We start from the raw sequence: 20,404 nt of genomic DNA on the forward strand, positions 1-20,404 counted from the left end.
ACCGATCCACGACTCCCCCACCCACCGGCAGAATCACCAACGGTATTGGACAACGCGATGCAGGGACTCTCGGGCAGCGGACGACGTCATGCCGTTGTCGCCTTCGGAGCGGCGCTCCTCGTCGTGGTATCGGCTGCCTGCTCTTCGCCGTCCCCCACACGCGAGTACGCCGTACCGAAGGATCTGTGCGGCACCAGGATTTCCAGTACGACGCTGGAACCCGTACTGCCGCCCGGGAAGAAGATCAGCGCGCAGCCGACGTCCTCGGTCGGAGTGCAGCGCTGCCGACTCCAGGTCGACGGGAAAACGGTGCTCTCCGTCAGCACGGAGAAACGAGCGGCCGGCGCCTCCGCCAGGGACGTGGCCATGTCCGCGATCGGTGTCGATCCCAATGACTCCACCGCGGACAACGGGCAGTTGATCTATTCGAAGACCGGCGCCGTCGCGAAGGTGGGGTGCCCCGCTTCCGCGTCGTCGGACAGTTCGCTGTGGGTCACGGCGCGCGCCACCCATGCCTCAGCCGCGTCGGACCTGCGGCGGCTCGTCGAGCAGTACGCGGCCACCGTCGCGAAGACCGACGTCTGCCGGGACTGACGCCCCCACCGTCCTGCCCGTCAACACGCCCCCTCCCGCGTCTCCACCGTCAACCGATACCCGGGATACGTCAACGTCCCCACGCCGCCGGTGATCCCCGGCGGCGTGTAGTCGTGCGCCTTCGAACGCACCCGGACGACATGCGCGCAGAACGCCTTGTCCGTGCCGTGTGCCGTGACGGTGAGGTTGGCCTCGGTGGGTGTGTCGGTGTCGGACGGTTCGGCGGAGACGCCGGTCTGCGGGGCGTCGCCGCCGCCGTTCTCGGCGACCTTGTCCTCGATCAGCGACTTGTAGTCGTCGAAGTAGAGCGGGGTGTCCGCCTGGTCGACCTGGAACGTGAAGCCGTCCAGGTCGTCCGTCGCGCCGCGTACCGCGCTCGTCAACTCGCCCTCGCTCCACGCCAGGTCGTCGGAGACGCCGAACCCCTGGAGGGCCGAGTAGACACCGAGGCCGGCCATCGCGACGAGGACGACACGGGCCACCGTGAAGGAGGCGTCGGGAACTTCGGGGGCCGACGGGTTGATGCCCTCCCGCCAGGCCCGCACCCGGTCCGCCTTCACACAGGCCATGGCCAGGAGTACGGCGGACAGGACGAGGACGAACACGTTCAGCTTGGTCAGCGTGTCCATCGGCCGCCCGTCACCAGGTCGTTGGTGTTCACTTCCGTCAACTGCCCATCAGGTAGAGGTTGTTGGGGGCGCACACCGACCACGGACCGACAACGACCAGGCACCGGACCGTCAACTGCCCGTCCCGCCCGTCACCCGTCCACGCCGTCGCCGCACATCCCGCACCGCCACCGCCGTCCCCCCCAACCCCGCCACCACGACCAGCCCCCCGACCACCACATACGTCCCCAGCCGCAGATCCCGTTCGTCCGCCGTCTCGCCGAAGTGGAGGGGGGCGACCGAGGGCGCCTCGCCCTTGGCCACGCCGCCCTCGGGCTCGGGGGTTGCCACGGGGTGTTCGGGGTCCACGTCCGTCAGGGCCTTGACCGGGTCCACGACGCCCCAGCCGACGAGGCGGTCGTGGCCGGAGATGGAGCGTTCCGCGGTCTGTTCGATCTGGGCGACGATCTGCTGGGCCGACCACTTGGGGTACTTGGACTTCAACAGGGCGGCCACGCCCGCGACATAGGGCGCCGAGAAGCTCGTACCGTTGTCGGAGCAGTGGCCGTTGCCCGGGACCGTGGAGACCATGTCGACGCCCGGGGCCGCCACGCCGACGAACTCGCCGGACTGGGAGAAGGAGGCGCGTTCGTTGTTGCGGTCGGAGGCCGCCACGGCGAGGACGCCGTCGTAGGAGGCCGGGTAGGTGATCTGGACGTTGCCGCCGAGGCCGTCGTTACCGGCCGAGGCGACGACCACGACCCCTTTCTTCAGGGCGTAGTTCACAGCCTGTTCGAGGCTGTCGGCGGGAGCTACGGCGTTCGCCGTGTCCTGGGAGATGTTGATGACGCCGGCGCCCTTCTTGACGGCGTCGAGTATCGCCGTCGCCAGGGTCGCGGCCGTGCCGTCGCCCTCCGCGTCGTTCTGCTTGATCGGGATGATCGTCGCGTCGGGGGCCAGGCCCACGAAGCCGGTTCCCTTGGCGGGGCGGGCCGCGATGATGCCCGCCACGCGCGTGCCGTGGCCGACCGTGTCGGTGGTGCCCTGGTTGTTGCCGCGGTCGATCTTCTCGCCCTTGGCGTTCTTGGGGGGCAGCAGGTTCTCCCCCGCCGACGCGTCGACCGCCTTCTTCAACTGCGGGTTCTTGACGTCGACCCCGGTGTCGATGACCGCCACCTTGACGTTCTTGCCGGTGGACTGCGCCCACAGTTCGTCCAGGTTGACGCGTTGCAGCGCCCAGGGGCGGCTGGCGTAGAGCTTCGACGGGAACGTGCACTGGCCGTCGTCCGCCCACGCCGGGGTCACCGACAACGGCGACACCAACAGCGGTACGGCCACCATCGAGGTCGCCGCCGTGACCCTCAACGTCCGCGAGATCAGCATGAGTTGAACCCTTCCAAACCCTTCCCCACCCTGACCTGCCCCACCCTGCCCGCCCTTCCCGTGTCGCGCCTACGAACCCTGCGGCTGCCGTGCCGCCGCCTCCGACAGGCGTGGGCCCGTCGGCAGGAACGTCGACCACTCCGCGGGGACGGGGGCCGGGACGACCTTCTCGTAGCCGAGGCGGGTCTGGGCGATCTTGGCCTCGTTCAGTTCTTCCTTGCGCTGCTTGGCCGTCGTACCGATGCCGCTGTCGACGGTGGCGCTGTCGCTGTTGGACTGGAGGGCGTAGCGCAGGCCCGTGTCGGTGACCAGGAAGACCGGGCCCGCGTCGGCCTCGGTGCCCATGACCTGGCGGTAGAGCTGACCCGAGCCGGCCGTGACGTACGCACTGGAGGAACCGGTGGGGAGGGAGGCGGGGAAGTCCGTGCCCACCCAGGTGGAGAGGGTCGTCCTGTTGCTCTTGCCGACCGAACGCAGCACATTGCAGACGGTGTTGCGGCCGTTCGCGGCGCTACCGCCGTCGTTGACCATCCTCGGTGCGTACGTCGGCCAGTTCTTGTCGGCCTCGAAGGTCGTGCTGTCGGTGACCGCGCCCGGGCTGACCGGCTGTGCCTCGCCCGTCTGTCCGGCCTGGAGGAGGTCACTGCTGTTGAGCAGCAGCGTGGCGACGAACTCCGAGATGCCCGCCACCTTGCCAGGCAGCACCACGTAATACCTGCGTGCCTGGCCGTCGTTGGCGCTGATGACCTCGCCGACCTTGTCGTACTTCCGGACCTCCGGAGCGGCGAGGGCGTTCGCCCCCGCGCCCGGGGTGCCGGTGATCTTCGGGATCTCGACCGGGTCACCCTTGTGCAGGGTGTCGAGCCACTCCTGGGAGACGCGCTGCGGGGCGCGGCTCTGGGTGTCGAGGGCCTTGAGGAGTTCCTTGTCGGAGGGATCGGCCAGCGGGTAGGCGGTGCCCTTGGCGTCGACGACGTACTGGTGCTTGCCGTCCGGACCGACGACGTACATCAGGTCGCCGCCGGAGAGCCTGCCGCCGCCCTCGGTCTTCGACCAGTCCTTCTCGGCGAGGACGAACGCCGCCTTCTGAATGGACCGGCCGCCGGCGGAGGGGCTCTCGCAGACCGCCCAGCGCTTCGCCGCCTCGGCCTCGCCGTCGGAGGGCAGGCGGTCGGGGGCGTACGGGATGCCGATGGTCGCGCCGTGCGGGGGCTTGCCACTGTCGAGGACGTTCTCGTCGACGGTGATGACGGTGTCCTTGCCGGGGTCCAGGAGGAGCTTGGCGGAGGCCATGTTGAGCACCGGGTGGAGCTGGACCTCCTTGTCGGTCTCCAACACCACATACCGCGTGGTCGACTTGCTCGCCACGATGACGTGCTCGTTGGGGGTGGCCCAGCCCTTCGGGGCCGTCGGCTTGAACATGCCGATGCCGCCGAACACCGCGAGGATCACCACGCCGACGACGAGACCGGGCACCAGCGCGCTCAGCGGTTTCGGGGCCCCTTCGTCCGAGCCCGACGGCGACGGCTGGAGGAAGGACGCGAGCGTGCGGCGCTTCGCGAAGGTGTAGGCGTTGAGTTCGTCGCGCCGTGATGCCATCTGTGTCCGCTCTCTCCCCGTGCGGAGCCGTGGAGGACCTGTGGAGATACGGTCCCTGCCCCCGATTGCCTCTGATACCTCTGGTGTCAGACCCGCCCCCTACTATGCCTGTTGCGCGGGTGTGCTTGTGTCACGGGTAGGGTGCTCTGGCTCTGCGGAGACCGGAGAGCAGGGAAGTTCGGGAGAGTTCGGGGGATTTGGAGTGATGGCTTCAGCAACGCGGAACCGGTCGCGATCGCAATCGGCACCGACATCCGGATCGACATCGACACCGGCCTCCGGATCTGCGTCGACCTCCGGATCGGCATCGGCTTCGGGATCCGGTTCCTTCACGCCGCGTCTGAAGTCGCGCTCGGGGCGCGGGGGTTCGTTCACGACCCAGCGGCTGGTGCTGCTGGAGCTCGCCGCCGCGCTCGTGGTGTCCGGCTGGCTCGTCGGTCCGATGGCGCTCGTGCCCGCGATCGCGCTCGCCGCGCTGCTCGTCCTCCTCGCTGTCGTACGACGCCGGGGGCGCTCCCTGCCGGAGTGGCTCGGCACGCTGCTCGCGCTGCGCGCCCGGACCCGGCGGGCCGCGAGCACCCCGGTGCCGCCGGGGACCGACGCCGGTCTCGCGCCCGCCGTGGAGTGCGACCCGAACCTGCGGACGTACAGCTACCACCGCGGCGACGACCGCGATCAGCGGCCGGTCGGGATGGTCGGCGACGGCGACTTCCTCACGGCGGTGCTCCAAGTGGAGTCGGACGCGGGCGCGTTGCGTGCCGAGCGCGGGCGCAGACCGCTGCCCGTGGGTCTCGTACGGGACACCCTCGAAGTCGACGGAATCCATCTCGAATCCGCGCAGATCGTGGTGCACACACAGCCCGCGCCCGCGCTGCATCTGCCGCAGCAGTCGGTCGTGGTGAGCAACTACGCGCCGTTGCAGGCCCAGACGGGCTCCCCCGCCGTCCGTATCACCTGGATCGCGCTGAAGCTCGACCCCGAGCTGTGCCCCGAGGCGGTGGCCGCGCGCGGCGGCGGACTGATCGGCGCGCAGAAGTGCCTGGCGCGCTCGGCGGAGCATCTGTCGAGCCGGCTGTCCGGTGCCGGGCTACGGGCCACCGTGCTCTCGGAGGAGGAGCTGACGGCCGCGATCGCCACCTCCGCGTGCGCCAACCCGATGGTGACCGCGCAGGCCGGGCGGAGCGAGGCGCCGCAGCGGCGGACCGAGGAGTCCAGCCGCAGTTGGCGCTGCGACAACCGCCGGCACACCACCTACTGGGTGCGCCGCTGGCCCCAACTGGGCGACTCCGGCGCCTCGTTGGCGCAGTTGGTGGCGCAGCTGACCGCCGTCCCCGCGCTGGCGACGACGTTCAGTCTGACGCTGGCCCGGGGCGAGCGACAGGACGTGGCGCTCACCGGGCATCTGCGCATCACCGGCCGCAGCAACCAGGAACTGACCGACGCGCGGCGCGAGTTGGAGCAGGCCGCCCGGCAGGCCCGGACCGGCCTCGCCCGCCTGGACCGTGAACAACTCCCCGGCGTTCTCGCCACGTTGCCCCTCGGAGGTGCCCGCTGATGACCATGACACCCACCGAACCCCGGGCCACCGGTCTCACCTCCCGGCTGCGCGCCGGCATCGGCCTGCTCGGCCCGCGCCATCCCCGGCACACGCTGCCCGTCGACCAGGTCGAGGCGCTGTCGCTGCCCATCGGGGACGACGGCGTGGTGGTCGGCATCGACCCCGAGGGCCGGCCCGCCGTGCTCGGGGTCAACCGCCCGACGCCGTACGACATCCTGCTGATCAGCGGCCTCTGGACGGCCCAGGTGCTGGCGCTGCGCGCCGCGGCCACGGGAGCGCGGGTCGCCGTCGAGACGGGACGCCCGCAGGCCTGGATGCAGATGGTGCACGCGATGGGCGGCGGACAGAACGGCCTCGCGGTGTACGACGTCGGCCGCGTCCCCCCGCAGGGCGCCTCCGCCGGTACGCCGGTGCTGGTGGTGCGGGACTGCGGGATGCGGCCGCCGCGCGGGCGGGTGACGTCGGCGCCGTGGCAGTCCGTGCTCACGCTGCTGCCGTATCTCAGCCCGGTCGCACCGCGGTTGATGCGGCAGGCGCGGCTGGTGGGTGTGCAGCGGGTGTCGCCGGACGAGGCGGCGGAGATCGGGCGCGTGATCGGCCTGCCGCGCACGGAGCTCGACGCACTGCCCACGCTGCCGGACGGCGTCACGCTGTGGTGCACGGAGCGGGACCGGCAGTACGTGCTGACCCAGCCGACGGAGGCGGAGGTCGGTCTGCTGGGCGTGGCCCGCCGGATGGACTGACGGGCGGACCGACCGGTTGCCCAGCGGACCGACAGCACCGAGCGAACAGAACGAGATACCCCGACCGTCCCATTTGGCCGTTTTCCAGGGGGATTTGATCCGCTATCGCCGGTCTCGGTCAGCCGTGCGCGCACGAAGGGGTGGGCGGGCCTGCCGAGTCCACGGTTTTGGTGATTAGGCTGGGACGGGGCACGTCACGAGTATCCGCGAGCGGGTGGTGCGTGGCCCAGGGGCCCCAGGGGGACAACCCGGCGCATCGGACGGTGCGAACCGTCGCCCCGGCACGGCATGAGGGTGCTCGACCACACCAGGAGGAATTGTGAGCAGCGATCGGGACGGGATCCGCGGGGGCTGGGCCACGCCCGGCGATGACCAGCCCGACGACGAGTCCGCCATCGAGATGACGGGCGAGTTCACGATCGACTACGCGCCGCCGGCCTGGTACACGCAGAACTCCTCGGGCGCGACTGCCCAGACGCCCCAGGCTCCGACCCCGCCGAGCGGCACGGCCACCCCGCCACCGCCTCCGGCGCCGCCGATCGGCCTCCCGTTCGCGGTGCCGACGCTGCCCGAGAGTGCCGGTTTCCAGTCCGGCTGGGCTCCCTCGCTCCCCGACGAGGAGGACGACGAGGACGCGGAGCACGGCGACCTCGTGAGCGGCTCCACCATGCGGATCTCCGCGGCCTCGCTGAAGCGGGAGGCCAGGGAGTGGGGTGTGGTCCCGAATGCGGCATCAGGGCCCGCGGAGACCCCGGCCGATCCGGCCCCGGCCCCGGCCCCGGCCGAGGGCCCCCGAGAAGGTACCGACGGCGCGGAATCGGGCACCGGAGGGCAGCACCCGGAGGTCGCGGCAGCCGGTGAGCCGGTTCCGGCCGACGGTGAAGCACCGGAGGACGGCGACACCGAAGGCACCGACGGCGCCGAGGTGAGCGCTCAGGACGAGGACGGCACGGAGTCGCCCACCGACGAGAGCGGCGAAGCATCCTCCGAGTCGACGCCGGACCCCGCCGACTCGGCCGACACCCCGGCGGGCGACCAGGCAGGCGCCCCGGACGACGAGCCGAACAACCCCGACGCCACGACACCCGCGCCCCCGTCCACGCCGGAGGCCGACTCCCCCCAGGGAGCAACTCCGGCCACGGGTGCCGCCGTTGGCGTACCGCCCCTTCCGCCGGCCTGGACCCGCCCGCCGACCCCGCAGACCGGGGTCCCGCCGCTGCCGCCCTCCTACCAGCCCGCCGCGCCGCCCTCGGCCGACCAGTGGCCCGCACAGCCCCAGGGGCAGGCCCAGGACCAGCCGCAACCCCAAGTCCAGCCGCAGCCCGCGCCGTTGAGCGCCATGGCACCCCCGCATCCCGTGCCGCACCAGCCCGTCGCGCCCCCGACGCAGCCGCCGCTGCCGCCCCAACAGCAGCCCACGTTCCAGCCACAGGCACCGCAACCCGCCCCGGCCGCCTCCTGGACCGCACCGCCGCAGGACGGCTACAGCTTCCCGCCGCCATCGGCGCAACAGGGCCAGCCCGCCGCCAACACCCCGGACCAGCAAGGCGGTTACGGCTTCCCCCCGGCCCCCGTACAACAGGGCCAGCCCAATCCCGCTGCCCCGAACCAGCAGGGCGGCTACGACTTCCCTCAAGCGCCCGCGCAGCAGGGGCCGCCGACCCCCAACACACCCGCCCCACAGGGGGGTTACGGCTTCCCACCGCCATCGACACAACAGGGCCAGCCCGCCGCCAACACCCCGGACCAGCAAGGCGGTTACGGCTTCCCGCAACCACCCGCACCTCAGGGCCAGCCCAACCCTGCCGCCCCGAACCAGCAGGGCGGCTACGACTTCCCTCAAGCGCCCGCACAGCACGGGCCGCCGACCCCCAACACACCCGCCCCACAGGGGGGTTACGGCTTCCCACCGCCATCGACACAACAGGGCCAGCCCAACCCCAACACCCCAGACCAGCAAGGCGGTTACGACTTCCCCGCTGCCCCCGCGCAACAGGGTCAGCCCAGCCCCACCGCCCCGAACCACCAAGACGGCTACGGCTTCCCGCAGCCGCCTGCACAACAGGCTCCGCCCAACCAGCAGAGCGGCTACGGCTTCCCCCGTACTCCCGGTCCTGAAGCGGGACCCGCGGGCAACCCGCCCGTTTTCCCGCAAGGCGGACCCGGCGGCGCACCGCACCCGCAGCCCGGTGGTCCCCAGGGCCGCCCCGACCTGCCCCCGCAGGCTCAACAGCCGCAGCCGCAGCCGCAGGCGCAGGCACAGTCGCACCCTCAACCCCAGCCCCCCGCTCACCCCCCGATCGATCCCCGCACCGGCGCCGCCTGGCCGCAGCCCATGCAGCACGACCATCGGCAGCCGACCAACCCCGGTGCGGCGCCACTGGGTTACACCGCTGCCGTCGAGCTGTCGTCCGACCGGCTGCTCAGCAACAAGAAGCAGAGGGCGAAGAGTGGCCGCCCCGGTGCCGCGTCCTCCCGTTTCAAGCTCGGCGGCAAGAAGGAAGAGGCCGAGCGGCAGCGGAAGTTGGAGCTGATCCGGACGCCGGTGCTGTCGTGCTACCGGATCGCGGTCATCAGCCTCAAGGGCGGCGTCGGCAAGACCACGACCACCACCGCGCTCGGCTCCACCCTCGCCACCGAGCGCCAGGACAAGATCCTCGCGATCGACGCCAACCCGGACGCCGGCACGCTCGGCCGTCGCGTGCGCCGCGAGACCGGCGCGACCATCCGCGACCTGGTCCAGGCGATCCCGTACCTCAACTCGTACATGGACATCCGCCGGTTCACGTCCCAGGCGCCCTCCGGTCTGGAGATCATCGCCAACGACGTCGACCCGGCCGTCTCGACCACGTTCAACGACGAGGACTACCGCCGCGCGATCGACGTGCTGGGCAACCAGTACCCGATCATCCTCACCGACTCCGGTACCGGTCTGCTCTACAGCGCCATGCGCGGTGTGCTCGACCTCGCCGACCAGCTCATCATCATCTCGACGCCGTCCGTGGACGGTGCGAGCAGCGCGAGTACGACGCTGGACTGGCTGTCGGCGCACGGGTACGCGGACCTCGTCTCGCGCTCCCTCACCGTCATCTCCGGTGTCCGCGAGACCGGCAAGACGATCAAGGTGGAGGACATCGTCAGCCACTTCGAGACGCGCTGCCGGGGTGTCGTGGTCGTGCCGTTCGACGAGCATCTCGCCGCCGGCGCGGAGGTCGACCTCGACATGATGCGGCCGAAGGTCCGGGAGTCGTACTTCCACCTCGCCGCCCTGGTCGCCGAGGACTTCGTCCGCCACCAGCAGATGCACGGCCTGTGGACGAGCGACGGCAACCCGCCCCCCGTGGCGGCTCCGCCGATGCCGGGCCAGCAGGGTTACCCCGGAACACAGGGATACCCGGGGGCGCAGGGTCATCCCGGGCAGCAGGGTTATCCGGCGCAACAGCAGCCGTACCCGGGCCAGCCCGCTCCGGGTCAGCAGACTCCGTACCCCCCGCGGCAACACCAACCGCAGCCTCAGCCGGGCCAGCAGCCCTACGGCCAGCAGCCTTACCCCCCTCAGCAGGGACAAGGTCAGCCTCCCGCCCAGCAGCCCGCGCCGCCCTACCCCCAGCACCCGGGGCAGCAGGCTCAGTCCTACCCGCAGCACCCGGGCCATGCCCAGCCGCCGGAGGGCACCCCGCCCCCGCCGTCCGCACCCCCGCAGCAGTAACCCACCGCCGAACGCGAAGGGCGGCCGGTGCCCACAGGCACCGGCCGCCCTTCGGCGTCGTAGAAACAAGAACAGTTACCCGGCGTCCCCGGTCTCGCCCGTGCCCGTGCCCGTGTCCGTGTCCGTGTCCGCCGAGATCAGCTCGCGGCAGCGCTTCACGTCCTGTGCGATCTGCTCCAGAAGGCCCTCCAGCGACTCGAACTTCGCCTGGCCGCGCACGAACGCGAGGAAGTCGACGGCGACATGCAGGCCGTACAGGTCGAGGCCGACGCGGTCGATGGCGTACGCCTCGACCGTGCGCTCGGTGCCGTCGAACTGCGGGTTCGTGCCGACGGAGATCGCGGCCGGCATGGCCTCCCCCTCGACGTGGAGGTAACCGGCGTAGACGCCGTCCGCCGGGATCGCCGTGTGGGGCAGGGTCTCGACGTTGGCCGTCGGGAAGCCCATTTCGCGACCGCGCTGGGCGCCGCGGACCACGACACCCTCCACCCGATGCGGGCGGCCGAGAATCTCGCGGGCGCCCTCGACGTCGCCCTCGGCGACCAGACGCCTGGTCAGTGTGGAGGAAAAGGGCTCACCACCGCCCGCCGCACCGCTCACGTAAAGATCCACCACCTCTACCTCGAAGTCGTATGTCTTGCCCTGCTCGATCAAGAAGGCCACATTGCCCGCGGCCTTGTGGCCGAAGCGGAAGTTGGGGCCCTCGACGACCGCCTTCGCGTGCAGCTTGTCCACCAGGACCTTGACCACGAAGTCGGCCGGGGACAGCTTCGAGAACTCCTTGGTGAACGGCAGGATCAGCGCCGCGTCCACCCCCAGCTCGGCCATCAGTTCGGCGCGGCGGTGGTGCGGGGCGAGCAGCGGCGGGTGGCTGCCCGGGCGCACGACCTCGCTGGGGTGCGGGTCGAAGGTGACGACGACGGAGGGAACGCCCAGCTCACGGGCGCGCTCCACGGCATGCCGGATGATCAGCTGGTGCCCGCGGTGGACCCCGTCGTAAGAACCGATGGTGACGACGCTGCGCCCCCAGTCCTCAGGGATGTCCTCCAAGCCACGCCAGCGCTGCACTGTGACCGCTCCTCATCGAACCCGTGTCCGTATGTAGACCTGTGTCGTCGACCTCTTACGCAGGTCTAAGGGTGCCATGCCGGGGGCCTGTGACCCGCATCGGCATGGAGGCTGTGACCGGGCGCACGTACCGAGCCCGTTATACGGGAACCCCCACCCCCGCCAGGTTCTCGATCATGCGCCGGGTGCTGGGTCCGACCACCGCGGCCCAGTCCTCCGGGGTGTCGGCCAGCCAGCGGGCCATCAGGGCCGCGAAGCCGGGCACATGGCGGCCCAGATCGACGAGCCCGCGGTCGAAACGGGTCGCTCCGGCGGGGGTGCGGACGAGCAGCCGCCCGGTCCGGTGGACGAGGTCACGGATCTCGTCGTCGTCGCGCCGCCCTGCCGTGTGCAGCAGTGCGTCGAGTACGGCGGGGTCGTGCTCGTGCGTCAGCAGGAACTCCAGGAGTTCGCGGCGCAGGGGGCGGGAGGCGGTGGTGCCGGGGGCGGCCAGTACGGCCGCGAGAGCCGTCCGCGCCGAGGCCGGGCCGCCGTCCAGGAGGCCGGTGACCAAGGGGAGGAGGAGGGCCCGGGCGGCGGGGCCGTGGTCGAGGCAGCGGTCGACGTAGACGCCGAGGTACCCGACCGTCTCCGGCCACCGTACGGCGGTCTCGCGCACCAGGACGGCGGCCCGGTTCGCGAGGGCGGGCGTGGTGATGTCGGCGAGGGTGCGGACCGCCTCGCTCGCGTGCGGTCCGTGCAGGCGGGCGCGGAAGGCCTCCAGGACCGGTTCGGGGTCGGTGGTCAGGGCGGCGGCCAGCGCGCCGGGCGGGAACTGCGGGTCGCCGGACGCGAAGTGCCGTAGCGCCTGCGGGAGATGGCGGGCGCGGGTGTGCGGATCGCGGACGAGGAGGGCGAGGGCGCCGCCGTGCAGCGAGCGGTCGGCGGGACGGGCGAGGAGGAACTGGGCCGCGTAGCGCAGGAGTTCGCGGTCGGCCTCGGTCCGTACGTGCGGGGCGGCCCGCAGTCCGTACGCCACCGCCGCCACCCGGCGGCCCGGCCGCTCGTCGTGCGCCCACCGGTCCACGGCCCGGCACACGGCCGAGGGTTCCTCCTCGGCGAGCACGGCGAGGAGTTCGTCGGCCCGCCCGTGCGCACAGCCGACGAGCACCTCCGTCAGATCGTCCAGCGCCCGCCGTCTGTGCGTGTGCAGCAGCGCCTGCGCGGCCGTCGCCACGGTCGCGTCGGGCGTCGCGGGCAACGGCCGTTCGTCCTCGAACCAACGGGTCAGCAGCGGCTGTACGGTGACCGGGTCGGCGGCGAGCAACTCGGCGGCGGTGTCCAGGAATCGGGGCCCGGTGCGGTCCTGCGGGGGGCCGTCGGCGAGGACCAGTCGGCGCAGCAACGCGAAGCGCTCGGCCGCCGGGAGATTCAGCGCGGTCCAGAACTCCGGCGCGAACTCCTTTGGTACGGCTGCCTGTTGCTCCCTCCTCTGCACCAACTGGTCGGCCAGCAGCCGCAGTGCTCCCCTGTACGGCGTCGCGTCGGGCACGCGGCGCACCACCTCGGCGAGCAGCCGCGCGGCCCACCAGGAGTCCGGGTCGGCGGCCAGGCAGTCCGCCAACTCCTCCAGCCGTAGCGCCAGTTGGCGAGTCCCGTGGTGCCGGGCGAGGAGCAGCAGGGCCTGTACGACCGGGCCGATGCGGTGGTGCGGTACGGGGAGTGGATGTCCCGCGCGTGGCGTCCTGGAGCGGTGGACCAGGGCCCTCAGTGCCTCGTCGAGGTCGAGGTGCGTGCCCTGGATCCAGTCGGCCAACTCCTCGTGGGCGAAGCGGTATCCGGTACCGGCGGGCACGATCAGCCCTTCGGTGAGGACGGCTGAGGCCCACCCGGTACCGCCGCCGAGCCGCGCCGGTGCGAGTCCCCACGGGAACACCGCCTCGAACGACTCCCGGTCCAACTCCCCCTGCCCCGGGCCGAGACTGCGCCGCGCCGCCTCGTGCACCTGCCCGGACACCTTCGCGGCGAGCCGCCGAACGGAGGTGCCGCGCAGGCCGTTCTCGGCGGCGAGCCGAACGGCGATCCGCAGGCACATGAGGTCCAGGTAGGCCGAGAACACGTCGTCGCGGTCGAGTCGGACACCCGGGGCGGCGGGCAGCGCGGCAAGCACCTCGGAGAGAAGGCGGAGGGCGAGGGGATGCCGGGCATCGGTGTCGGCGAGGACACCGTCCGGAACGGCGTACGCTGCGCGGGCTCGGCGGGCTTCGCCTTGGCCCAGGTCTCCGAGGTGAACGCACGGTGGACGCACCGCCCCGGAGGCTGCGTCCCCAGACCCCCCTTCGGCCTGAACGGCCTCGTCCTCAACCGCCGGACGGGCTGAAGCATGCGGACCGGGGTCGTACAACAACTCCCCCGAAAACCCCGCCCCCGCCCCCTCCCAATACTCCGCCCGACACCCCACCACCAACCGCGCCCCACTCCCCCGCAACCACTCCCCCGTCCCCCCGGTCCACTCCCCCAACCGATGCGCGAGCACCGGCGGCATCTCCTCAGGTCCGTCCAGCAACAGCAGCAGCGGGCGCCCGGCGTCGCGTGCGACGCGTGCCAGTCGTTCGGGGGTCACGTCGCCGAGGCCGCCGGGGAGGGCGACGGAGGCGGCCAGGATGCGGGCCGCTCGTTCCAGCGTTCTGCGGGCCGCGTCCGCCACCGAGTCGTCGCCGTCGCGCAGGTCGGCGCCGCGCAGCCAGAGAGTGGGGGCCGGTTCGGTACCGCCGTTGCGTCGGGCGGCCAGCGCCGCGAGTTCCGTCGTACGGCCGCTGCCGGGTGGGCCGACGAGGGCGAGGACGGTGGCCGGGCTCGATGTGAAGCGGGCGAACTCCCGTGCCACTTCGGGGCGTTCCACCGGCTCGATCACGTATGCCCCGTCGACGTCGCGGCCCGAACCGACGAAGCCCGCGAGCGCCCCGGGTGGGCCGTCCGAGCCCACCGAGGTCGCCGTCAGTTCCAGCACCCCGGCCAGGTTGAGGTCGGCGCCGTAGGCGGGGACGGTCGCCGCGTTGCGGGTCAGGAGGGCGGTCAACGCCGAGTCGGAGGTGGGCGGTTGGCGTAGCGGGACCGCGAAACCCGTGTCCCGTTGGCCGGATTGCAGGGCTGTGCCGAGGATGCCGATCACCGCGCCGGTCTCGGCGTCCAGGACCGGTCCGCCGGCCGCTCCGCCGCCCAGGCGCAGCGCGTCCCGGCCTGCCGTGCCGATCGCCAACTCCAGGGCGTCGTCCAGGAGATGGAAGCGGTCGGTGGCCGTGTACGTCACGGAGGTCGCGCCCAGGAGGCGTGCCTCGCGCCAGCGGTCCGCGGCCACACGGACGTATGTGCCGGTCTCCACGCGGTCCCGGACGGTGACGGGGAGCGGGTCGACGCCGAGGCCCTCGGTGCGGACCAGGGCCAGGTCGAGGGCCGGCAGCGGGGTCACCGCGTCGGCGGTCACGAGGCAGGTGCGGTCGCCGGCGGCGTGCAGGAGGAGGCGGGGCAGGCCGTCGACCGCCTCGTGGCTGGTGATCACCGTGCCGTGGTGGTCCGCGACGAATCCGGTGCCGCGCGGGCGCCCGGCCAGGTCGCGGATGCGCACCAGGGCGGAGTCACCGGTCGCGTCGTCGACGGGCGGTGCGGCGGCCTGCGTCGGCCGCTCTTCCCGTACCGCTTCCCGCGTCCGACGGCCGCCGCCCGTCCGCGGGCCACGTCCCGCCATGGTCGAACCTCCCCGCCGTACCCGTGCCCTGTGTTCGACGGTAGGCGTGGCGTGATCAGCGGGACAGATCGCGTGGTGAACGCGCCCCCTTCCGCTCCCTCGGTTCACTCCGAGCGCCTGCCCGGACGGGTGAATAGAAGCGGAGGGTTGGATACACCCTAGGGGTGGGGGAACCGAGGGGGGACCGTGGAGCGGCGGGAACGTAGACCCCGTGACCGCCGCTCCACGGGCGGGAGTTGAGAACCCGCCCGGCCCGACGACTGACTCTCAGGCGAAGACCGCGAGGCTCTTGGCCTTGCCCTTCTGTTCCTCCACGAGCGCCAGGAAACGGCCCTCGGGGTCGAAGACACCCACCGCGCCGACGCCCGTGTACTCCTCGGGGATGTCCAGGCGGACACCGTTGAGCAGCAGCTTGGCCCGCCGGTCGTCCACGGACCAGCGCGGGAACGCCGCTTCGGCCGCATCGGCGATCGGCATCACGGTCAGCTCCTCCTGGAGCTGGTCCAGGGTCCTGGCCGTGTCCAGCTTGTACGGGCCCACGCGGGTACGGCGGAGAGCGGTGAGGTGGCCGCCCACGCCGAGGTCCGCGCCCAGGTCGCGGGCCAGGGCCCGGATGTAGGTGCCGGACGAGCAGACCACCGAGACCACCAGGTCCAGGACGGGGGTGCCGTCCTCGGCGACGGCGTCCCGGACGTCGTAGACCGCGAAGGAGGAGATGGTGACGGGGCGGGCGGGGATCTCGAAGTCCTCGCCGTCGCGGGCCCGTTTGTAGGAGCGCACGCCGTTGATCTTGATGGCGCTGACCTTGGACGGGACCTGCATGATCCGGCCGCTGAGCTTGGCGATCCCGGCGTCGACGGCGTCCCGGGTGACCTTCGAGGCGTCTGTCGACCCCGTGATCTCGCCCTCGGCGTCGTCGGTCAGGGTCGTCTGGCCCAGGCGGATCGTGCCCAGGTACTCCTTCTCCGTGAGCGCGAGATGGCCCAGGAGTTTTGTCGCCTTCTCGACTCCGAGGACGAGCACGCCCGTCGCCATGGGGTCGAGGGTGCCTGCGTGCCCGACGCGGCGGGTGCGGGCGATGCCGCGCATCTTGGCGACCACGTCGTGCGAGGTGAAGCCCGACGGTTTGTCGACGATGACAAGGCCGTCGGGCGTCCGGGGTTTCTCGGTCATTCGGAGGCGTCGTCCTCGTCGTCGTCCTCGCCGGGCTTCTTGTACGGGTCCGCGTCGCCCGCGTAGGCCGCGCCGGCCGAGACCTCGCGCACCTTCTCGTCGGACTGCCGGGCCTTGTCGAGGAGGCCCTCGATGGTCTTGGCGGTGTCCGGGAGGGCGTCGGCGACGAAGGTGAGGGTCGGCGTGAACTTCACGCCGGCCGCCGTGCCCACCGCGGAGCGCAGGACGCCCTTGGCGCTCTCCAGACCCGCGGCCGCCTCGGCGCGCTGCTCGTCGTCGCCGTAGACCGTGTAGAAGACGGTCGCCTCCCGCAGGTCACCCGTGACGCGGGTGTCCGTGATGGTGATGTGGGTGCCGAGCCGCGGGTCCTTGATCCCGCGCTGCAGCTTCTTGGCCACCACCTCTCGGATGAGGTCCGCCAGCCTCTTGGCGCGCGCGTTGTCGGCCACTGGTCCGTCTCCTTAGTAACTACTTCGTGCTGCTTGCTTCAGTCTTCGTCGCTGTGGAGCCTGCGTCGAACCGAGAGCAGTTCCACCTCGGGCCGCGCGGCGACGAGTCGCTCGCAGCGGTCCAGTACGTCGGTGAGGTGTCCCGTGTCCCCGGAGACCACCGCGAGCCCGATCTCGGCTCTGCGGTGCAGGTCCTGACTGCCCGTCTCGGCCACGCTCACCGCGTACTTGCGCTGGAGTTCGGCCACGATCGGACGGACGAGAGAGCGTTTCTCCTTCAGCGAGTGGACGTCGCCGAGGAGCAGGTCGAAGGACAGAGTCCCCACATACATGTGTGTCCGGATGTCCCGCCGGTTCGGGGTATGGGCGCCGGTCTTGGACGCCGATACAGGAACCGTACACGCAACGGCCGGGGCCGATCGACGGAATTCTCTCCCCGCCGACCGGCCCCGATCGCGTGCTGTGACGATCAGCCGCGAGGCTTCTCGCGCATCTCGTACGTCGCGATGACGTCGTCGACCTTGATGTCGTTGAAGTTGCCGAGGTTGATACCGCCCTCGAACCCTTCGCGGATCTCGGTGACGTCGTCCTTGAAGCGACGCAGACCGGAGATGTTGAGGCTCTCCGCGATGACCTTGCCGTCGCGGACGAGGCGCGCCTTGGTGTTGCGCTTGACCTCTCCGGAGCGAACCAGGACACCGGCGATGTTGCCGAGCTTGGACGACTTGAAGACCTCGCGGATCTCCGCCGTACCGAGCTCGACCTCCTCGTACTCCGGCTTGAGCATGCCCTTGAGGGCCGCCTCGATCTCCTCGATGGCCTGGTAGATCACCGAGTAGTACCGGACGTCGACGCCCTCGCGCTCCGCCATCTGCGCCGCGCGGCCCGCAGCGCGGACGTTGAAGCCGATGACGATCGCGTCGGAGCCGGTCGCCAGGTCGATGTCCGACTCGGTGACCGCACCCACGCCGCGGTGCAGGACGCGGATGTCGACCTCTTCGCCGACGTCGAGCTGGAGCAGCGAGGACTCGAGAGCCTCCACCGAACCGGACGCGTCGCCCTTGATGATGAGGTTGAGTTCCTGCACCAGACCGGCCTTGAGGGCCTCGTCCAGGTTCTCCAGGGAGAACCGGACTCCGCGCCGGGCGAAGTTGGCGTTGCGCTCGCGCGCCGCGCGCTTCTCGGCGATCTGACGTGCCGTGCGGTCCTCGTCGACGACGAGGAAGTTGTCGCCGGCGCCCGGGACGTTGGTGAGTCCGAGGACGAGGACCGGGGTCGAGGGACCCGCCTCTTCCACGTTGTCGCCCTTGTCGTCGAGCATCGCGCGGACACGGCCGTAGGCGTCGCCGACCACCATGGTGTCGCCGACCCGCAGGGTGCCGCGCTGGACCAGGACGGTCGCGACGGCGCCGCGGCCCTTGTCCAGGTGGGACTCGATCGCAATACCCTGCGCGTCCTGCTCCGGGTTGGCCCGCAGGTCGAGCGAGGCGTCCGCGGTGAGGATCACGGCCTCCAGCAGGCTCTCGATGTTGAGGCCCTGCTTGGCGGAGATGTCGACGAACATCGTGTCGCCGCCGTACTCCTCGGCCACCAGACCGAACTCGGTGAGCTGACCGCGCACCTTGGTCGGGTCGGCGCCCTCGACGTCGATCTTGTTGACCGCGACCACGATCGGCACACCGGCCGCCTTGGCGTGGTTCAACGCCTCGATCGTCTGGGGCATCACACCGTCGTTGGCCGCCACCACGAGGATCGCGATGTCGGTCGACTTGGCACCACGGGCACGCATGGCGGTGAACGCCTCGTGACCCGGGGTGTCGATGAAGGTGATGCGACGCTCTTCTTCGTTGACGACGGTCGCGACCTGGTAGGCACCGATGTGCTGGGTGATGCCACCGGCCTCGCCCGCGACGACGTTCGTCTTGCGGATGGTGTCGAGGAGGCGGGTCTTACCGTGGTCGACGTGACCCATGACGGTGACGACCGGCGGACGGACCACCAGGTCCTCCTCGTCGCCCTCGTCCTCGCCGAACTCGATGTCGAAGGACTCGAGCAGCTCGCGGTCCTCCTCCTCGGGGCTGACGATCTCGAGGACGAAGTTCATCTCGTCCGCGAGGAGCTTCAGCGTCTCGTCGGAGACGGACTGCGTGGCAGTGACCATCTCGCCGAGGTTCATCATCACGCCGACGAGCGACGCCGGGTTGGCGTTGATCTTCTCGGCGAAGTCGGTGAGGGACGCACCGCGCGACAGACGGACGGACTGTCCGTTGCCACGAGGCAGCATCACACCGCCGACCGACGGGGCCTGCATGGCCTCGTACTCCTGGCGCCTCTGCCGCTTCGACTTGCGACCACGACGCGCGGGACCACCGGGACGACCGAAGGCGCCCTGTGTGCCACCACGGCCACCCGGACCACCGGGACGACCGCCGAAGCCGGGACGGCCACCGCCGCCACCGGCGGGGGCACCCGGACGGCCGGCGAAACCGCCGCCACCGCCACCGGGACCCGCGGGACGACCGGCGAAACCGCCACCGCCGCCACCGGGACGACCGGCGAAACCGCCGCCGCCACCGGGACGACCGCCGCCACCGGCACCGGGACCGCCGGGACGACCGCCGCCCGCACCGGGACCGCGGCCACCGGGGCCGCCACCGGGACGGGGGCTGCCCGCAGCGGGACGCTGCGGCATCATGCCGGGGTTCGGACGGTTGCCACCGGGGCCACCGCCCGGACGCGGAGCGCCGCCCTGCGGACGGGGCATGCCGCCCGGGGAGGGACGCGAGCCGCCGGGAGCGCCCGGACGGGCACCGCCCGCGGCACCCTGGGGACGGGGACCGCCCTGACCTGCACCCTGCGGACGCGGAGCGCCGCCGGGAGCACCGCCCGGACGGTCCTGGCCGCCGGGCCGCGGAGCACCGGGACGGGGAGCGCCGGGGCGCGCCATGCCGGTGGAACCGCCGGAGGTGAACGGGTTGTTGCCCGGACGGGGACCGGCCGGACGAGCACCGGGACGCGCGCCCTGACCGGCCGGTCGGGGTGCGCCGGGACGGTCGCCGCGGTCACCGCGCTCGGGACGGTCGCCACGACCCTGACCACCCTGACCGGGACCACTCTGGCCGGGACCGGCCGGACGGGCACCGCCCGGACGGGGGGCCTGGCTCGCCGGACGCGGGGCGCCCGGACGGGGAGCGGAACCGGAGCCGCCGGTGGAGGCAGGGGCGGCGGGAGCCGCCGCGGGTGCCGCCGGAGGCGCGGTGAACTCGGGCGTGGTCGGCGCCGGCGAGGCCGGGGCCGGACGCGGCGCGGGCCGCGGGCCCGGACGGGGGCCGGAACCACCGGCGGAGGCCGGTGCGGCGGGCGCGGCCGGGGCTGCGGGAGCCGCGGCGGCACTCTCGGCGACGACCGGCTTCGGGGCCGGCGGACGCGGGGCGGCAGGACCCGGACGGGCACCCTGCGCCGGAGAGGGGGCTCCCGGACGGGCCGGGGCAGCACTGCGCGCGGGGGCGGGCTTGCCGCCTCCGCTGCCCTGCTGGAGGGCGTCTGTCAGCTTGCGTACAACGGGCGCCTCGATCGTCGAGGACGCCGAACGGACAAATTCACCGAGTTCTTGGAGCTTGGCCATGACGACCTTGCTCTCCACCCCGAACTCCTTGGCGAGTTCGTATACCCGGACCTTAGCCACTTCGCTCCTTTTAGGTCCGGGTGCGTCCGGACCGTCGCTACTTCATGGGCGTACTCATCGCGTGCTCATCGAGTGCTCATCGCAATCTCGACCTACTTCCAACTCGCGGAA

At 71.8% G+C, this 20,404-nt stretch carries 13 protein-coding genes; 4 read left to right on the forward strand and 9 right to left on the reverse strand.

The genetic code is table 11. The features are described from left to right. Positions 1–57: 57 nt before the first annotated feature. On the forward strand, positions 58–594 hold the full coding sequence (locus ACIRRY_RS29895) for a hypothetical protein (protein ID WP_403978448.1): 537 nt from the start codon (positions 58–60) through the stop codon (positions 592–594). Between the two features lie 20 nt (positions 595–614). Here ACIRRY_RS29895 and ACIRRY_RS29900 read toward each other — a convergent pair whose 3' ends face one another. The 3 genes from ACIRRY_RS29900 to eccB form a co-directional block, all read right to left on the reverse strand. Beyond that, the gene (locus ACIRRY_RS29900) at positions 615–1,223 is read right to left on the reverse strand and encodes a hypothetical protein (protein ID WP_403978451.1); all 609 of its coding nucleotides are present in this window, start codon (positions 1,221–1,223) and stop codon (positions 615–617) included. 111 nt (positions 1,224–1,334) lie between these two features. Next, positions 1,335–2,543, reverse strand: a complete 1,209-nt coding sequence (gene mycP, locus ACIRRY_RS29905) for a type VII secretion-associated serine protease mycosin (protein WP_403979060.1) — start codon at positions 2,541–2,543, stop codon at positions 1,335–1,337. A 111-nt stretch (positions 2,544–2,654) separates the two neighbouring features. Beyond that, positions 2,655–4,184, reverse strand: a complete 1,530-nt coding sequence (eccB, locus tag ACIRRY_RS29910) for a type VII secretion protein EccB (RefSeq protein ID WP_403978454.1) — start codon at positions 4,182–4,184, stop codon at positions 2,655–2,657. A gap of 205 nt (positions 4,185–4,389) precedes the next feature. Between eccB and eccE the strand changes: the two genes are divergently transcribed. The 3 genes from eccE (at position 4,390) to ACIRRY_RS29925 (ending at position 10,194) form a co-directional block, all read left to right on the forward strand. Next, a complete protein-coding gene (gene eccE, locus ACIRRY_RS29915) occupies positions 4,390–5,739 on the forward strand; it encodes a type VII secretion protein EccE (protein WP_403978457.1) in 1,350 nt (449 codons plus the stop codon). Beyond that, positions 5,739–6,485, forward strand: coding sequence for a hypothetical protein (locus tag ACIRRY_RS29920; RefSeq protein WP_403978460.1), 747 nt, complete (start codon positions 5,739–5,741; stop codon positions 6,483–6,485). Before eccE ends, ACIRRY_RS29920 begins: the two co-directional genes overlap by 1 nt. A gap of 319 nt (positions 6,486–6,804) precedes the next feature. After that, complete coding sequence (locus ACIRRY_RS29925) at positions 6,805–10,194, forward strand: SCO5717 family growth-regulating ATPase (RefSeq protein WP_403978463.1); 3,390 nt, start codon at positions 6,805–6,807, stop codon at positions 10,192–10,194. Between the two features lie 75 nt (positions 10,195–10,269). Here ACIRRY_RS29925 and ACIRRY_RS29930 read toward each other — a convergent pair whose 3' ends face one another. The 6 genes from ACIRRY_RS29930 to infB all read right to left on the reverse strand — a co-directional run bounded on the left by ACIRRY_RS29930 (position 10,270) and on the right by infB (position 20,293). After that, entirely contained in the window at positions 10,270–11,262 is a 993-nt protein-coding gene (locus ACIRRY_RS29930) for a bifunctional riboflavin kinase/FAD synthetase (protein ID WP_403978466.1), read from the reverse strand. 139 nt (positions 11,263–11,401) lie between these two features. Further along, positions 11,402–14,986, reverse strand: coding sequence for a trypsin-like peptidase domain-containing protein (locus tag ACIRRY_RS29935; RefSeq protein WP_403978469.1), 3,585 nt, complete (start codon positions 14,984–14,986; stop codon positions 11,402–11,404). A gap of 267 nt (positions 14,987–15,253) precedes the next feature. Continuing rightward, entirely contained in the window at positions 15,254–16,159 is a 906-nt protein-coding gene (truB, locus tag ACIRRY_RS29940; protein WP_403978472.1) for a tRNA pseudouridine(55) synthase TruB, read from the reverse strand. Then, a complete protein-coding gene (gene rbfA, locus ACIRRY_RS29945; RefSeq protein WP_403978475.1) occupies positions 16,156–16,608 on the reverse strand; it encodes a 30S ribosome-binding factor RbfA in 453 nt (150 codons plus the stop codon). The genes truB and rbfA overlap by 4 nt, the downstream gene beginning before the upstream one ends. 38 nt (positions 16,609–16,646) lie before the next feature. Next, complete coding sequence (locus ACIRRY_RS29950; RefSeq protein WP_403978478.1) at positions 16,647–16,940, reverse strand: DUF503 domain-containing protein; 294 nt, start codon at positions 16,938–16,940, stop codon at positions 16,647–16,649. 137 nt (positions 16,941–17,077) lie between these two features. Continuing rightward, positions 17,078–20,293 (reverse strand): translation initiation factor IF-2, encoded by a 3,216-nt coding sequence (gene infB, locus ACIRRY_RS29955; RefSeq protein ID WP_403978480.1) that lies wholly within the window; start codon positions 20,291–20,293, stop codon positions 17,078–17,080. Positions 20,294–20,404: the final 111 nt, after the last annotated feature.

Source organism: Streptomyces sp. NPDC101776 (genome assembly GCF_044766845.1).
Lineage (GTDB): Bacteria > Actinomycetota > Actinomycetes > Streptomycetales > Streptomycetaceae > Streptomyces.

Excerpts from the sequence above, each read along its gene's own strand:
- ACIRRY_RS29895 (WP_403978448.1), top strand. The coding sequence starts at position 58 with ATGCAGGGACTCTCGGGCAGCGGACGACGTCATGCCGTTGTCGCCTTC.
- eccB (WP_403978454.1), bottom strand. The coding sequence starts at position 4,184 with ATGGCATCACGGCGCGACGAACTCAACGCCTACACCTTCGCGAAGCGC.
- truB (WP_403978472.1), bottom strand. The coding sequence starts at position 16,159 with ATGACCGAGAAACCCCGGACGCCCGACGGCCTTGTCATCGTCGACAAA.
- eccE (WP_403978457.1), top strand. The coding sequence starts at position 4,390 with ATGGCTTCAGCAACGCGGAACCGGTCGCGATCGCAATCGGCACCGACA.
- ACIRRY_RS29950 (WP_403978478.1), bottom strand. The coding sequence starts at position 16,940 with ATGTATGTGGGGACTCTGTCCTTCGACCTGCTCCTCGGCGACGTCCAC.
- mycP (WP_403979060.1), bottom strand. The coding sequence starts at position 2,543 with ATGGTGGCCGTACCGCTGTTGGTGTCGCCGTTGTCGGTGACCCCGGCG.
- ACIRRY_RS29900 (WP_403978451.1), bottom strand. The coding sequence starts at position 1,223 with ATGGACACGCTGACCAAGCTGAACGTGTTCGTCCTCGTCCTGTCCGCC.
- ACIRRY_RS29920 (WP_403978460.1), top strand. The coding sequence starts at position 5,739 with ATGACCATGACACCCACCGAACCCCGGGCCACCGGTCTCACCTCCCGG.
- ACIRRY_RS29935 (WP_403978469.1), bottom strand. The coding sequence starts at position 14,986 with ATGGCGGGACGTGGCCCGCGGACGGGCGGCGGCCGTCGGACGCGGGAA.